General features: G+C 56.6%; 13 protein-coding genes. 4 read left to right on the top strand and 9 right to left on the bottom strand.

All coding sequences use genetic code 11. The features are described from left to right. The first annotated feature begins 465 nt into the window (after positions 1 to 465). From ACZ5DH_RS13490 to ACZ5DH_RS13480, 3 genes are all read left to right on the top strand, one after another. Positions 466 to 1,665: an HD-GYP domain-containing protein gene (locus tag ACZ5DH_RS13490; RefSeq protein ID WP_464254767.1), complete on the top strand. Its 1,200-nt coding sequence runs from the start codon at positions 466 to 468 to the stop codon at positions 1,663 to 1,665. Between the two features lie 190 nt (positions 1,666 to 1,855). Beyond that, a complete protein-coding gene (locus ACZ5DH_RS13485; protein WP_464254766.1) occupies positions 1,856 to 2,422 on the top strand; it encodes a hypothetical protein in 567 nt (188 codons plus the stop codon). A 21-nt stretch (positions 2,423 to 2,443) separates the two neighbouring features. After that, positions 2,444 to 2,860: a hypothetical protein gene (locus tag ACZ5DH_RS13480; protein WP_464254765.1), complete on the top strand. Its 417-nt coding sequence runs from the start codon at positions 2,444 to 2,446 to the stop codon at positions 2,858 to 2,860. Positions 2,861 to 3,395: 535 nt separating this feature from the next. Here the strand turns inward: ACZ5DH_RS13480 and ACZ5DH_RS13475 are convergent. The 8 genes from ACZ5DH_RS13475 to xsc all read right to left on the bottom strand — a co-directional run bounded on the left by ACZ5DH_RS13475 (position 3,396) and on the right by xsc (position 11,868). Beyond that, positions 3,396 to 4,925 carry an aldehyde dehydrogenase family protein gene (locus ACZ5DH_RS13475; RefSeq protein WP_464254764.1) on the bottom strand — a complete coding sequence of 510 codons (1,530 nt, stop codon included), beginning with the start codon at positions 4,923 to 4,925 and terminating at the stop codon, positions 3,396 to 3,398. A 97-nt stretch (positions 4,926 to 5,022) separates the two neighbouring features. Further along, positions 5,023 to 6,108 (bottom strand): ABC transporter substrate-binding protein, encoded by a 1,086-nt coding sequence (locus tag ACZ5DH_RS13470; RefSeq protein WP_464254763.1) that lies wholly within the window; start codon positions 6,106 to 6,108, stop codon positions 5,023 to 5,025. Positions 6,109 to 6,164: 56 nt separating this feature from the next. Continuing rightward, the gene (locus tag ACZ5DH_RS13465; RefSeq protein WP_464254762.1) at positions 6,165 to 6,566 is read right to left on the bottom strand and encodes a hypothetical protein; all 402 of its coding nucleotides are present in this window, start codon (positions 6,564 to 6,566) and stop codon (positions 6,165 to 6,167) included. 103 nt (positions 6,567 to 6,669) lie between these two features. Further along, a complete protein-coding gene (locus tag ACZ5DH_RS13460) occupies positions 6,670 to 7,434 on the bottom strand; it encodes an ABC transporter ATP-binding protein (protein WP_464254761.1) in 765 nt (254 codons plus the stop codon). A gap of 32 nt (positions 7,435 to 7,466) precedes the next feature. Further along, complete coding sequence (locus ACZ5DH_RS13455; protein WP_464254760.1) at positions 7,467 to 8,309, bottom strand: ABC transporter permease; 843 nt, start codon at positions 8,307 to 8,309, stop codon at positions 7,467 to 7,469. Between the two features lie 2 nt (positions 8,310 to 8,311). Continuing rightward, on the bottom strand, positions 8,312 to 9,106 hold the full coding sequence (locus tag ACZ5DH_RS13450; protein ID WP_464254759.1) for an ABC transporter permease: 795 nt from the start codon (positions 9,104 to 9,106) through the stop codon (positions 8,312 to 8,314). Positions 9,107 to 9,143: 37 nt separating this feature from the next. Further along, positions 9,144 to 9,893 carry an ABC transporter ATP-binding protein gene (locus tag ACZ5DH_RS13445; protein ID WP_464254758.1) on the bottom strand — a complete coding sequence of 250 codons (750 nt, stop codon included), beginning with the start codon at positions 9,891 to 9,893 and terminating at the stop codon, positions 9,144 to 9,146. Between the two features lie 235 nt (positions 9,894 to 10,128). Beyond that, positions 10,129 to 11,868, bottom strand: a complete 1,740-nt coding sequence (gene xsc, locus ACZ5DH_RS13440; RefSeq protein ID WP_464254757.1) for a sulfoacetaldehyde acetyltransferase — start codon at positions 11,866 to 11,868, stop codon at positions 10,129 to 10,131. Between the two features lie 609 nt (positions 11,869 to 12,477). Between xsc and ACZ5DH_RS13435 the strand changes: the two genes are divergently transcribed. Further along, positions 12,478 to 14,019, top strand: a complete 1,542-nt coding sequence (locus tag ACZ5DH_RS13435; RefSeq protein ID WP_464254756.1) for a sigma-54 interaction domain-containing protein — start codon at positions 12,478 to 12,480, stop codon at positions 14,017 to 14,019. 562 nt (positions 14,020 to 14,581) lie between these two features. On the opposite strand, the gene ACZ5DH_RS13430 is transcribed toward ACZ5DH_RS13435, so the two are convergent. Continuing rightward, positions 14,582 to 15,940: an aminotransferase family protein gene (locus tag ACZ5DH_RS13430; RefSeq protein WP_464254755.1), complete on the bottom strand. Its 1,359-nt coding sequence runs from the start codon at positions 15,938 to 15,940 to the stop codon at positions 14,582 to 14,584. Positions 15,941 to 16,037 lie beyond the last annotated feature (97 nt).

The raw sequence follows: 16,037 nt of genomic DNA, 5'->3' as shown, positions 1-16,037 counted from the left end.
CACACCTGACAACACTCTAAAAAATCTATATACAATTTCAGATATAAAAAAACCAGCCAATCCTGTCAATTCGTTTTGCCGCAATTTTCAAAATAAAAAAGCTTCACCTATAAAAATGACGCGACAAGCAATACCGCTCGATGTAAAAAAATCACAATAAACCCATATTCCGCCATAGCATACTCGAATGCCTGGGCTTCTGTCTTTCGCCATGGTTAAACTGGAAAAAAAATTCGCGCCTTCACGCTGTTCTTCCACCAATGGATCGCACGGCTGAAAACCAGGCCAGCGGCATGCTGAAATTCTCTGTTTTCTGATGCCCGCTGAAACCGGCTGCGTGCTGTGTGCGCGCAGCCCGACATGCGCCACTCCATTGCCTTTTGACTCGCCGCCCCTTCGTGGCGTGGTTTACGGGCAAAACATGCCTGATGCGCAAGAGCTCTGTCATGGCACACGTTGTAAAATATGACTGAACGCACAAACACCGCCATAATAGCCCTCTCGGACGCTGTACCAGGAATGTATATCGTCAATCCCGGCATCTCATGGCTTGAATCCCCCCTGCTCTATGCGCAGGAAGGATTTCTTGCCACGCAAAGCGCCATTTCAGACATTGTCAGGCAGGGCTATACTGAGGTCTGCCACGACCCCAGCCGGTTCCGCCAATGCCATGACCTTGACGACGGGCTTTCTACCGCCAACATCCCATGGCCGGGCCAGTCCGTTTCCGCGGCTTCACTGGGGGACGAAATACCCAGGGCAAGAGCGACATACGCCGATGCATTTGAGCACATACAGGACCTGATGCAGGATACCCAGGTAAAACCCGTGGACATGGCGGCCTCGCGGCCCTATATCGAGGCTGTCATCCAGAGCCTCAGCCGCAATCGGGACGCGCTCATCGCACTGACAAAGCTTAAAAAAAGCGACCAATGCGCCCACACGCATTCTGTCAACGTAGCCATATTGTCCATAGCATATGCCCAATATCTCGGGCTGCCGAAAGACAAGCTGCCCCTCGTTGGGCTGGCCGGGCTTTTTCATGATTACGGTAAGATATTCATTCCTCAGGCAATACTGAACGCCCCGCGCAAGCTCACCCCTGCGGAACGGACAGTCATGCAGGCCCATGTGGAGCTTGGGTTCGCCCACCTCGCCAGGGACAAAGACGCAAACCACGAAATACTGCAAGGCGTGATGCAGCATCATGAGCGGTACAATGGCACAGGGTACCCTAACCGCCTGAAAGGCAATACCATAAGCATCTATGGCCTCATCCTCTCGCTGAGCGACCATTATGACGCCCTTTCATCCCAGAGAGTCTACAAAGAACCCATGCCTGCCAATGTGGCCCTGGCTGTCATGTACAAGATGCGGAGCCAGGTATGGGCGCCAGGCTATGTGGAGCGCTTCATCAAGATGCTGGGAATCTACCCGGCCGGAACGCCCGTGCAGCTGTCGAACGGAGAGCGCGGCGTGGTTTGCCACTCAAACCCGGACTTTCCGGCCCTGCCCACCGTCATAATCGCCCTGAGCCCTGACGGAAAATCCATACGGCCCCAACTGCGGGACCTGAGCGAACAGCCGGGGCTTGAGATTGAACGGTCACTTGCCGGTACAGACGCTGAACAGATGGACATAGGCCTGCTGCTGTCGCAGTCCTGATTGCACACCCCTTTCGTGCACCACGGCCCATATGACGGCACCCGTGAAGGCAGACGCGCCGGTACGCGCCACAAGCCTGCTGCTGCCCGCGCCAGGTAGCGCCGCCCCACCGCGAAATGACGGATACCTGCTGGCTATTCAAAGCAAATGACGCTAGCCTTTGCACAGGAAAGCCCACCGGGAGGATGGCGTGCGAAAATTATGTGTCAACCTGTTTTCCGTCCTGGTGGCGGCGCTCCTGTGCACCCCGGCCCAGGCCGACCCGCAGGACAGCCTCCGCAAGCTGGCCGCAGGCATGTGGGCCTTTCAGGCCCAGAAAAAAGAAGGGTTGCCGCCCTGCCCTCTGACAGATGACGAGGTAAAAGAGCTGACAGCCTGGCTTGGCGCGGAATATCGCAAGCAGGGGCAGGAGCCTGGCCCGGAGCAGACCGCCATGATGGCGGGCGTGCTGGCAGGATACGCCGCCGCCACGGAGGGCCCCCAAAAAGTCGGCAAAAACAGACAGAACACAGGCCTTATGCCTGAATTTGATATTCCCGCCTACTGCAAAGGCGTCGCCATGGGCAGCCCCCTTATCGAATCCGGCTGCTTTGATGCGGAGCGGGAGGCCAGAACGGCCATTGCAACCATGACTGACGTGCCGGAAAACATTCTGCGCCACTGCACGGATGTGGCGCAGACAGGCCGGGGAAGTTACACGGTCATGCAGAGTTGCATCAACACGGAAATGAACGCCAAAAAGCAGATGGGCCCATAGCCCGCTGCGGGAGGTTTTATCATGAAAAAATTTGCCTGGCTCTTTATAGTCCTGCTGCTGACAGGTTGCGGCAGCAATCTTGAAAAGCTTGACGGCAAGTGGCGGGGCGACCCTGCGGCCACTGTGGCGCTGGCAAGCCCCGAAGTGCGGAAAGATTTTGCCGATATTCCCTTTGTAACCAAAATGCTTGAAGGTCTGGTGCAGAACCTTCGTGTGGACGTTGACGCCAGAAACAAGACCATTGCCTTCGCGCTTGGCGGCATTGCCTATACCGGGGGATTCACCGTCGTGGCCGACAAGGGCAACACCATCACCCTCAAAAACGACAAAGGCAACACCCTCGACTTTGTGCTCAAGGACCCCAACACCATCATACTTAAAAATGACGGCAAGGCAGACGGAAAATTCGACCAGCTGGTATTCAAGCGCGTGGAATAGCATGCGTCCACAGCACTTGCCCGCACAGCGTGCCACGCGAGCCTCATGAACAGAGCGAGAGCGGCTGAATGAACACTTTGAAATGTGTAGCATTTCAAAGTTAATCTGCTCTAGAGCAATTTAACTTTTAAATTGCTCTGACGGCTGCGTGAGCAGACGTTCGCTACGGAGGCGTCAGCGCAGTTTATCTGCGCGGTTAAACGCCGAAGTGAGCGTGCCTTAAACTTTGAGAATGTATATTCTCAAAGTTAATCTGCTCTAGCTGACCAACGGCCCGCAATCAGCCGTAAGCAGTCCGCATCTGAACAGGCCAGCCTTCCAATCAAAACCCAGGGCGCGGCCTCCGCATCTGTGTGATGCGGAGGCCACGCCTTTGTGGTTCCTGATGCCCTGCCGTGCGAATATTACACGGCAGCAGCACGCTACCTCTGAAAGAACCGCCCATGGCGCCGCCAAAACACCGCAACACGCAGTCGGCCAGCCCCCCCGCGTGAAAAAGGGGCTGGCCTTCTGGAGGAGGAACAACGCCTGTAGCTTACGACGCTACACAAGATCTCACGAACTTGCTGGCGGGTGCTCCGCCATGCGCATGCGCATGGGGATCAATGGTGCGAATGGTCGTAACCTTGTTCTGGGTGAAGAAATCGAAGCCTTCGCGCCCCTGTACCTTGTTGACGCCAAGGAGCGATCCCTTGATGCCGCCGAAGGGAATGTACGGATGCGGCGCGCAGATGCCCACATTGACGCCCACCATGCCCACATCGGCCTCGCGGCTGAATTTTTCGGCATAGAACTGGCTTTGGGTGAAGATGCAGGCGCCGTTGCCAAACTCGGACCTGCGTATCAGGTCCAGGGCATCGTCCATGTCCGCGATCTTGATGGTTCCCACAATGGGGCCGAACACTTCGGTGGTGAACAGCGGATTGCAGGGCGTGAGGTCCTTGACGATGATGGGGCCGACAAAAAAGCCCTTCTTGTTTTTCTCCGGCAGGTCCAGCTCGCGGCGGTCCAACGCCAGCGCGCAGCCCTGGCCGTGCGCGAGGGCGGCCTCCAGCGACGCGTGCACAAAGTCCACGGCCTTGCGTGAAATGAGCGGCCCCATATACACGTCAGGATCAAAAGCGTCGCCCACCTTGATGGTGGAAGCGGCTTCAACCATCACCTCGACAACCTTGTCGTAAATTTCAGGCACGGCAGCCACCAGAGAACCGGCCAGGCAACGCTGACCCGCGGAGCCGTAGCAGGAGTTCAGGTAGTTGTCGCGAAAGACCGTGAGGTCCGCATCTTCCATCACCACCAGCATGTTCTTGGCCCCGCCGAGCAGCATGGAGCGCTTACACATGCGGGCGCAGCCCTCGGCCATTTTCTGAGCCGTAGGCGTTGAGCCTACCAGGCAAATGCCGGAAATGCGCGCATCGTCATACCAGGAGCCGGGGATGTCCCTGTTGCCGTGAATGATGTTGACCACGCCGGGCGGGAGCTCTATTTCCGTAAAAATTTCGCCCATGATCTGCATGAAATAGGGCGACTGCGTTGATGGCTTGAACACAAAGGTGTTGCCCGCCACAATGGCATACGGCACAAACCAGCCGAAAACCAGGGCGGGAAAATTGAAGGGAGCCACACCGCCAAAGACGCCCAACGGCTCGCGGACAACCTTGCCGCTGATATTTGTCGCAATGTAGTCCAGGGTCTGCCCCTGCATCATGGCCGGAGCGCAAGCGGCAGCTTCCAGTATTTCCACCACGCGCTGCACTTCGCCTCTGGCCTCGGAGATATGCTTGGCCTGGTCCAGCGCGATGGCCTGGGCCAGTTGCTCCTTGCGCCGCAGCATGGCTTCGCGCATTTTATAAATATAGGTCACGCGCCTGCCGATGGAGAGCCTGCGCCAGCCCGGATAGGCCGCGGCCGCCGTGTCCACAGCCATTTTGGACGTTTCTGGGCCGGACTGGGGAACCTGCGAAATCTGCTCGCCAGTGGAAGGATTGTACAGGGGCACTGTGGGCACTCCCGTTTCCTCCTGCCATTGGCCGTTAATATAGTTTCTGATGGTTATCTGCGTCATGTCGCCCTCCCGAGCGTAAGTGAATTGCCTTTGCGTCCTGTCCGACGTGTTGCGTAGGCCGCCCGCCCCGCCATACGCGGGGCGGGCGGCAGTTGGATCAGTTGGCGGGTATGGGCGTCTTTACTTTTTTCAGGAACTTGTCCGTGGCGTACTTGCCGTCACCGACCTTTTTGAGGTCATCCTTGGTGATGCGGCCAACCTCGGCAAAGAAGGCGGCCACGTCGGCATGCCACTTCTGCGCGGTGCTCTGCCCCTTGCTGGCGTCAAACAGTTCCACCTGCTCTTCGTAGTTGAACACGGGGTGCGTCTGCAGGTCCTTGAGGGCCATCTCGTCAGAATAGTTCTTGCCGGCCCACTCAAGGAAGAAACGCTTGTATTCGGGCACAAGCGCCTTGGGGTCTTTTTTCATCTGGCTCTGGATCATGTTGACGGCACGCAAATACACACGCAGGAACTTGGCCACCAGATCGGGATTTGCGTCAGCCCACTTCTGGTCGGCTATGAGGCTGATGGGCAGCCCCACGCCGCATGTCTGGGGAGTGCCAGCGATCTTCCAACCCTTTTCTTCGCCCACATACATATGGGGAGCCCACAGGGAAACGACATCGCCGATGCCGGTGCTGAACGCACCCAGCGCCTGCGCCTGGTCCATATTCTTGATGGTCACGTCGCTGTCCTTGAGGCCCAGCACGCGCAGCCAGTGGCTGAGAGCAAAGTGCGAAGAAGACACGGTGGTGGCAAGAATGGTCTTGCCGCGCACGTCGTCAGGATGGCCGTACACCTCGGGATACTTGGGGTTGTAGCCCTTGGTCTTGAGAATGGGGCTGTCGGGCCGCACCATGACGGCATTGGTCATGGATTCGTCATTGCCTATGCCTATGACGTAGGTATTGTAGCGCAGGTTGCCCATCATGGCAGGCACGGCGCCTGTACCGCAAAGCACCCACTCGCCAGCGGGCAGGGCGTTGAGCTGGGCCATACCGGAGTCAAAGTACAGCAGGTCAAGGTCAATGCCTTCTTCCTTGTCCCACCCTTTTTCATGCGCATACCAGACAAGAAAGGTTTCATGCTCGTCCATCCAGGCAGAACGGAGTTTGACCGGGTTTTCTGCCGCCATACAGAGGGTGACCCCCAACAGCATGGCCGCAGTCAGAACGGCAGCCAGAAGAAAAAACTTTTTCATAAAAACCTCCGCGTGTAAGAAAGGTACTGTCTTTCGGATTACTGGAAGCTGAAACACTAGGGGTGCTTGTTTTGAGCGACCCCTTCGAGACTTGCCCTCCCCAGCCGCTGCTGCATGAGTTCAGTCAGGCGGCCCGTGGTTCTGTGTTTATAAATGCCGTACTGGCACCAACAGGCCACCAGCAGCGGTGCCAACAGCAACAGCCTGTGTCCGCCGTAAAAGTACGCCACCAGAGCCAGCACGCAGCACGCAATGACTCCCAGACGGTACCACGCCCTGCGGGCATAAAGATCCTTCAATGCGGCTTCCAGATCTCCGGCGGATAACGGTTTGCCTTTCTGTTGGCTTCCGCTTTCAGTCCCGCGCCCTCCAGTCCGTAAAAGCAGCGCCCTGCCCAAATACCATACGAGCACGGCCGCGGCGGTGAGAATGAGAGCGTGTGATGTCGCAGTATCCATAGTTCCCCCACGATACCAGCCACACCGGGAGTGCCGGTAAGGCCCGGTTAGGTCTTTGCCTGCGCGGCATTGCCGCGCACTGCGCCCGGGCGGCCTTTACGGCCTACAAAACAAGTTCCGTGCGCTCAGTGATGACCTCACGCATATGAAGAAGCTCCATATCCGTATGTTCTCTGGGCCGTGGCAGATCCACCTTGAACTCTTCCTTGATGGTTCCCGGCAGCTTGCCTTCCATAAGGACTATGCGGTCCCCCAGAAAAAGGGCTTCATCAATGTTGTTGGTCACGAAAATGATGGTGCGTTTTTCCCTTTCCCATATGCTCGTTATCTCTTGCTGCATGAACATGCGGGTCTGGGCGTCCAGCTGCCCGAAGGGCTCGTCCATCAGCATGACCTCAGGGCTGTTGGCATACGCGCGGGCAATGCCCACCCGCTGCTTCATGCCCCCGGAAAGCTGATGGGGGTAGTGGTTTTCAAAACCGGCAAGGCCGACCATGTTGATGTAGTGCATGGTAATTTCGCGCCGCTCCGCCTTGGGCACCTTGCGCAGCTTGAGGCCCATTTCCACATTGCCGAACACAGTTTCCCAGGCAAAGAGCATATAGCCCTGAAAAACCAGTCCCCTGTCCGGGCCAGGACCCACGATGGGGCCGTCGGGCATGGTCACAAAGCCCTTGTCCGGCACCTCAAGCCCGGCAATGATACGCAAAAGCGTGGACTTGCCGCACTGACCGGGGCCAAGGATGACCAGAAACTCGTTTTCGTGCACGGCCAGGCTCACGTCCTTTATGACGGGAACTTCAACCGTGCCCTTCTGGATAAAAGTCTTGCTGATATCGTTGCATTCAATCTTGATGAGTTTTTCCATGCCGTTTCCCTCAATTGCGCTGCTAAGAGGCATCACAGGTTATCGATACTGCGCTGCCAGGGGCAGAACTTGCGTTCCATCAGGGTCAGAACCTGAGAAGTGCACCAGGCCGCAGCGGCGATAAGAATCATGCCGCTCAACACCAGGGCTGGCTGGTGGGTATCCATGCCACGCTTGATAAGAAAGCCAATGCCGTCGCGGGCATTCATCAGTTCCGCCGCCAGCACGCACGTCCAGGCGATGCTCATCGATATCTGCAGACCGGCGAACACCGAAGGAAAAGAGGCAGGAAAGGAAACCTGAAATATCTCGTCCTTCCTGTTGCCACCAAGCACGCGAACCACATCGTAAAGTTCCGGCTCCACCAGGCGGATGCCGTTGTAGGAATTGAGCAGACAAGGCACGAACGTGCCGATGATAATGATAAATACCTTGGCAAACTCGCCCACGCCGAACCACAGGATGGCCAGCGACACCCAGGCAATGGGCGGCATGGGCTTCAAGAGGTCGAAAAGGGGTTTGACAATGGCGTTGACGTATTTGTTCAAGGCCATGAACAGGCCCAGGGGTACGGCCACAACGGCGGCCAGGCTGAACCCCATAAGCACGCGCAGGGTACTGGCCCAGATATGCCCCCAAAGGTTGGTGCCGCCAAACTTCATGGTCATCAGCATCTTGATCTGCATGACCACTTCAGAGGGCCGGGCCAGCGAATCGTCAAAAATCTTCAGGGCCGCCACCCGATCCCAGACCACAAAGAAAGTTAGCAAAGAAACGCCGTACAAAAAATAGATATTGGTAAGAATGAGCATGGCGCTCAAAGGCCGAGATTCCTTGACTGTCCCCACGGTTTCATTGGCAATGTGCGAACTCATGCCTACCTCCTGATGCCGGCCAGCAGCGTCTTTTCGATATAGTCGATAATGACGCCGATGAAGGCGCCGGACAGCCCAACGCAGATCATGCCGAGCAGCACTATGTCCGGACGGATGAGACGCCCGCCCATGGTGATGAGGTAGCCAAGGCCGGAATCCGCCGCCAGAAGTTCCGCGCCCACAAGGTTGGTCCAGCAGTAGGCCAGAGCGATCTGCAACGCGCCGAAAACCATAGGCAGGGCCGAAGGAATGCACAGGCCCTTGAAAATCTGCCAGTCATTGGCGCCGTAAGTGCGCGCCATCTGGATCAAGGCGGGATTGGTCATCCGCACGCCCACATAAGAGTTGATGACGCAAGGCACTATGCCCGCGATCCAGATAATGAAAACCTTGCCGGTCAGGTCGATGCCGAACCAAAAGACGGTCAGGGGTATCCACGCGATGGGGGGGATTGGCCGGATCAGTTCAAATATGGGCCGCACAAGGCCCTCCACGACACGAAACCAGCCCATTGCCAGCCCCAGGGGGATGCCCACCAGCAGGGAAAGGCTGTAGCCGATAAAGGCCTCCTTGATGCTGGTCCAGATATGCGCCGAAAGTATCGCGCCGTCCGGCATGGGATCGTGCAGTTTATCCAGAAACGCATAAAAAACCTGCGTCGGCGAGGCCAGAAGTTCATTGGGAATGATCCCGAACGAAACCAGAGCCTGCCAGCCGAAAAAGAACGAGGCCAGGCTCAGAACGGGCAACATGGTCAGTAGCAGGGGCTGTCTTACTTTTACTTCTTGATAAGCCATGCGGTAGTCTCCTTCGATGGTTCCGAAGCCTTGATGGCTACCACCAGCGGATCAGTTCGGTCACCTGTCTGCGCAGTTCCACAAAGCGCGGATCCGTCAGCTTGCGCGGTCGCTCAATATCCACATGTATTTCAGACTTTATGGTCGTGGGCTTATTGGAGAGCACAAGAATGCGGTCTGCCACATAAACGGCCTCTTCGATATTGTGCGTAACAAAAAGGATGGTGCTGTGGAGCGTGCGCCACAGGTTGACCAGCTCGTCCTCAAGGTAGTAGCGCAGCTTGACGTCAAGCTGCCCGTAGGGCTCATCCATGAGCAGCAGGTCCGGCTGAACGGCAAAGGCTCTGGAGACGGCGATACGCTGGATCATGCTGGCCGAAACCTGATTGGGATACAGGTTCGCGCAGCTTGAAAGCCCCACCAGTTCCATGATGGCGTCGCTGCGCTTCATGCGCTCGTCGTGTGGAACCCCTTTGATTTCCATACCATAGGCCACATTTTCCCGCACGGTACGCCAGGGCAGACAGGTCGGCTCCTGAAAAACGTAGGAAATATTATGCGTACGCGGGTTGGCCTCTTCACCGTCAATAAGGATATTGCCCTCAGTGGCGGGCATCAATTTTGACAACATATTGAGAAACGTGGTCTTGCCACACCCGGTAGGGCCGACAATGGCGACCAGTTCTCCCTTTTCCACACTGAAATTGATCCTGTCGAGAACCGTCAGGTTTCCGAATCGCTTCGTCAGATTACGAACCTGAATTTTCTGTGGAGTTTTGACTGACACTAACGAACTCCTTTGGATTGAGAATACGCGGCTGCCCCGCCTGTCTGAAAACGCGCCGGTCTTGCGGTTCCATTGTCCGAGTTCTTTGGCGGAACCCGACGCACGGCCTTGCCTGAAATTTGATGTGTTTCATCAACAGGCCGACCATTTCGGGCTGCCGGGGCGCAACGCGCTACAGATGCCTCCATGACCGAAAGGGCGCGCCCGGTGTTACCCGGACGCGCCCTTTTTCGCTCTATTTGAAGTTCGACTTGTCGAGATGTTCGTACTTCGGCAGATATCTGGTCGGCAGGGCCAGCGCGTCTCTGCGGAAGGGAGGCGCAAGCCGCGTACCGTCAGTCATTACTTCAATAACCGCGGGGCGTCGGTTCTTCTTGGCCGCTTCAAGGGCTTCGGCCAGATCCTTCTGCGTGTTGACCGTGTAGCCGTCGGCGCCCATGGCCTCGGCTATCTTGGCATAGGACTTGGACCAGATGTCCGCGCCCACAAAACGGTTGTTATAGAAGTCCACCTGGTTTTTCTTTTCGGCGCACCAGGCCCCGTTGTTATACACGGTGGCGATGACGGGCAGATTGTACTGGCAGGCTGTGGGCACTTCAAAAAGGCTCATGCCCCACGCGCCGTCGCCCACAATGGCTACCGTCAGGTCTTCGGGGCAGGCAAGCTGCGCGCCCAGAGCGGCCTGATAGGCAAAGCCCGTGTTGCCGAAGGTCAGCGTGGCCACATGGCGCTTGGGATTCTTGAAGCGCAGGTAGCTGTTGGCAGTGGAGGACGTGTTGCCGATGTCCGTGGTGGCGATGGCGTCGTTGTCGGTGACGAACTTGCCCACCACTTCAAGAGCCTTGCGCGGATGCATGCGTCCGGCTTCCACGGGTTCGTCGGCGATAAGGGCGATTTCCTGATACCAGCCGTTCAGCTCGTCCGTCACCATATTATGCACGTAGGTCAGGTCGGTCTTGGCGGGCACAGCCTGACGCAGCCGCGCGAACAGTTCTTCGGAGGCGTCCTTGGCGTCGGCGCACAGGCCCACTGCCACGGGATGCGTCTTGGCGATGTGGCGCGGATTGATGTCGATCTGCACGATCTTGGCGGTCTTGGGGAAGTAGTTGATGTCGTACTGCGGCAGGGTGCCGAAGTAGGACAGCCTGGTGCCCACGGCCAGGATGACGTCGGCCTTCTGCAGGATGCGCATGGCGGCCTTGGAGCCCATGTAGCCTATGGGGCCGGTCCACAGCGGATGGTCGCAGGGGAAGGCGTCGTTGTGCAGGTAGGTGGTCGCCACAGGCGCGCCAAGGTATTCGGCCATGGCCTTGATGGTGGCAACGCAGCCGGAATCCACCACGCCGCGGCCGGAGATGATCACCGGATTTTTGGCGTTCTTCAGCACTTCCACGGCGGCCGCGAAATGCTCGGGGTTGCCGATGCCGCCGGGAGCCACGCGGTACTGCGAAGGATGCAGAATGTCTTCATCCAGCTCGCCGTAAAAATAGTCGCGCGGGATGTCCACAAGCACCGGGCCGCGTTCGGCATAGGCAATGCGGAAAGCCGTGCGTACGATGTCGGCCGCGCGCTTGGGATGGGGTACGCGCAGCGAGGCCTTGGTAATGGGTTTAAACAGATTCCACGTGTCACATTCTTGAAAACCGTCCCAACCGACGGAAATGCTGCCCGCACTGGGAGAAAGAACCACCATGGGCGAATGCGCCATGTTGGCCGTGGCCACAGCCGTCACATAGTTGGTGATGCCGGGGCCGTTCTGGCCGATAACCACGCCGGCCCTGCCGGTAAGACGGCTGTAGGCATCTTCCATATGTCCGGCGGTCTGTTCGTGGCGCACTGAAATAAAGTCGATCCCCGCTGCGGGAAACAGGTCCAGCATGTCCATAAACGCGGAACCGAGAATGCCGCTGACATGGTTTACTCCTTCCTGAACCAGAACTTCCGTCATGGCCTCACTGGGCGTCATCTTGGGCATTTTATCCTCCAATACAAGTGCATGATAGGTGTTCGCAGTCGCTGCCCGGCAAGCGACACGCCCGATCGTGGGTTGTTGCCGTGGCCCGCCGCTTGCAATGTCGGTCACATGTTTTTTCAATTTCCCGGCGAAGGGGCCAGCCTGTTTGCCGCCGGAGCTTGTACCGTAGTATTACAAGAAACGTTCCAGAGGCTTAAGATGGTTAACATATTTTAAACATTAACTTTCTTGACCAGGGGCTTCTATAGTGCTAATGCAGTATTGCCTCACAAAGCATCTTTTTCCCGAAGTCCGATGCAGCTTCGAATCATCTGTCTTTTAAGACAGAAGGGATGCCATATGGACAAAACTATATTCTACCTAATGGATCTCCTAAATCTCATGCCTGCAAACACCTGTGCGGTTATATGCCGAGGTGACCAATGGATTATAGAGGCATGCAACCATTCATTTCGTCTTCTTGCGCAGCGCTTCAGCAGTACTTCCAACTTTTTTGAAAGCAGCGCTTCGCTCTCCCCCGGACAACAACATTCTTTTCTTGAACTGCTGCGTCAAAATGGCGGCGACGCCCTCGTAGACAGAGTGTGCGCGAGCTCTCCAGAGTCCCGCATGGGCATGATACTGGCTTCAGGCAGCTGGACGCTTGGCTGGAAATGGCTTGGCAACGCCCACGCAGTGGATGACCCGGACAGGCGAAGATTCGTCCTGTTGCACGAAGTTCACCCGGCGGAAGAGACAACGGACCTGCACCTTATCAGTCAGGAATTACACGCCATCATGGATTCCATGCATGACGGCCTGTGGATCATTGACGGCAACGGCACCACCCTGCACGTCAACAAGGCTCTGAAGCGCATTGCCGACATCGAGCCGGAGGAAATGATAGGTAAACCTGTTTCCATCCCCTTGCTCGAAGGAAAGTTTTCCGCGGCCGTAACGCTTGAGGCGCTGGAGCAAAGGAAAATTATCACTAGATTTGACGACTATCCCAACGGAACCCGCTGTCTCAACACCAGCACCCCGATTTTTGACAAAAAGGGCAATATCTGGCGGGTAGTGGCCTGCATCCGGGATATTACGGAGCTTGAGAACCTGCAAAAACGGCTGGCCGACGCCGAGCGTACCGCCTTTCTGCGGCAGGAAGGGGGGCTCGCCCCGCCCCAGAATAGCGAAAAAACGCTCATAGCCACCAGCAAGGTCATGCGGCGCTGCATGATTGAATTGGAAAAAGCCGCCAGGGCTCCATCGGGCATCCTTATCCTGGGCGAAACCGGCACAGGCAAAACCTATGCGGCTTCCTACATTCACCAGAAAAGCCTCCGCTCCAAGGGGCCCTTCATTTCCGTCAACTGCGCCGCCATCCCTGCGACCCTCATCGAATCAGAATTGTTCGGCTATGAAAAAGGGGCCTTTACCGGCGCCAACCGCTCGGGGAAAAAGGGCTATTTTGAACTGGCGGACAAAGGCACCCTGCTTCTGGACGAAATAGGCGAACTGCCTTTGAGCATGCAGGCGAAAATCCTGCACGTTCTGGACGGCCAGGGTTTTCGAAAAATCGGCGGTGAAAAGGAACTCCGCGTGGACGTGCGCATAATCGCGGCCACCAACAGGCCCCTGGAGCAGCTTGTGGGCAACGGCAGATTCAGGGCCGACCTTTACTACCGCCTTCGCGTGCTCAGCATCTGCATGCCTCCGCTCCGGGAGCACCCAGAAGACATCCCCTCCCTCATGATGTTTTTTCTCGACCAGGCATGTGCCCGCTACAACAGCATAAAGACATTTTCGCCAAGGGTTATTGACTGTTTCTGCCAGCATTCCTGGCCGGGCAACGTGCGCGAACTGCGGGCGGCTGTGGAATTTCTGGCAGCCATGACCGAAGGCAGCGTCATTTCCATGCGCGATCTGCCCTCCTACCTGCTGGGCGACGTGCTGAAAAAAGAAGAAGAGGACTCAGGGCCGGAACAGTCGGAAGAAGCGCTTTCCTTCAAAGAGGCCGTTGAGAATCTGGAGCGCAACCTCATTCGTGAAGCCCTGGCGGACACAGGCAGCACCTACAAGGCCGCGGCGAGGCTTGGAATCAGCCAGTCCACGGTGGTTCGCAAGGCCAAGCAGCTGCACATTCCCGTGATGGAAAAGAAAAAACACAAATAGGCTTTCAGGCGTGCGCCGCCTGTCGGCCTTCCCGGCAGCCAGCGCCCGGCACGCCGCGCATCCGATGCGGCCGCGCCTGAAACGCAAAAGGGGCCGCCTGGGAAGGTTGACAGGCGGCCCCAAGGGTTTTCAGGGTTTACGGGTTTTGAAATCTGGCTTCCGGCCGCGGCATGCGCTTTTGTGCAAGGAACGGAAGGCGAAACTTGCCGTCATAAAAAGCAGTGCCGTGTTTTGCCCCCTTACCCAGGCCGCGGCGCCGCAGGTCAGGGAGGTGCGACCGGAAGCCAAGTATCTTGAATCTATGCAATCTGAAGTATGTTAACGCTGTCTTCCGGTGCTCTTTGCACTGGCGGATGCACTAGAGCAGATTAAGTTTGAAATGCTTCACATTTCAAAGTTTTCATTCAGCCGCAAATCGCATTTTCGGCTGAATCCACGCCACGTTGTGGCGTGCTGCGCTTTCGTGCGGCGTTAGAGCATTTACAACTTTTTCAAAGTTAAAATGCTCTAACGCTCCTGAAAACCGCGTTGGTCAGCCAGGCAGTTTAAGCGCCAGACTGCCCTACCCCAGAACTTCGGCTATGGATTCGTGCAACGCTGTGAGAATGGTATCGATCTGCTCCTTGGTCACGATATAGGCCGGAGCCAGATTGACCACGTTGTTGCGTCCCACAAAGCTGCGGTTGGTTCTGCCCACAAGCACGCCGCGCTTGGCCATGGCTCCGCAAACGGCGATGACCTTTTCTTCTTCCAGAGGCTTTTTTGAAGCCTTGTCGGCAACAAATTCAATACCTTGCAAGAGGCCCCTACCACGCACATCACCCACATTGCTGTAGGAAAGGAGCTCCTGCAAGCCCTGCTGCAAATATTCTCCCATAGCCACAACGTTATCCAGCAGGCCTTCTTCTTCGATGATCTTGATGTTTTCGAGGGCTGCGGCCGGAGCGGCAAGGCAACCGCCAAAGGTGCTGATGTCACGGAAGTAGGAGAGTTTGTCGGTAGTATCCTGCAGGGCGGCAAAGACCTCTTCAGTCGTCACTGTGCAGGAAATGGGCATGTAGGCACTGGCGACGCCCTTGGCCATGGTCACGATGTCGGGTTTGACATTGAAATGCTGATAGCCGAACCACGTTCCTGTTCTGCCAAGCCCGCAAACCACTTCGTCAATGATAAGCAGCAAGCCGTACTTTTTGCATATTTCAGAAATGGTCTCAAAATAGCCGTCCGGGGGCACGATAATGCCGCCGCCAGCAGTGATGGGTTCCAGAATAACAGCGCCCACGGTATCAGGATCTTCCTTTAACACCACGGCTTCCAGTTCACGGGCAAATTTTTCGCCCAAGTTCTGTGTGCCTTCAGGATAGGGCGAACGGTACGCCAGGCAAGCGGGAAATTCCACAAAACCGGGCGTAAAGGGGCCATACTGCAGACGGCGCTCTTCCTGGCCGCACGCGCTCAGGGTGGTGATGGTGGTGCCATGGTAATCGCGGTCGCGGTAGATGATTTTATACTTTTTACCGCCGTGCTTGAGCTGGGAAATCTGGCGCACCATTTTGAAGGCTTTTTCATTGGCCTCGGAACCGCTGCTTGAAATATACACGCGCGAAAGCCCGGGCATGTGCGAAAGCAGTTTTTCAGAAAACTCGATCGCGGGCTGGGAACCGCAACTGGCTGCGTAGAAAGGCAGTTTTTTCATCTGATTGGCGGCAGCGTCGGCGATCCTGTCCCGTCCGTAGCCCACATTGACGCACCACACGCCGCCGGAAGTCGCGTCAAGGTATTCTTTTCCGTTAATATCCTTAAGGTACAGCCCCTTCCCCTCAGAAACGATCATGGGCGCATTGCCCTGATGCAGCGTAAGATGATGCCATACAGTATTTACATCGCCACTGACATATTCATTTGCACTCTTTGCGGACATGGATGCTCTCCCTTAAATGTTTTGGGCTGGCAGCAATGGGACAAATCTTGAACAAAACACTGTTCCACGTAATCTCTTGGGCCGGAGCAAATTCACT

The organism is Desulfovibrio simplex (assembly GCF_055387835.1).
This window is presented reverse-complemented; position numbering and strand designations above follow the sequence as displayed.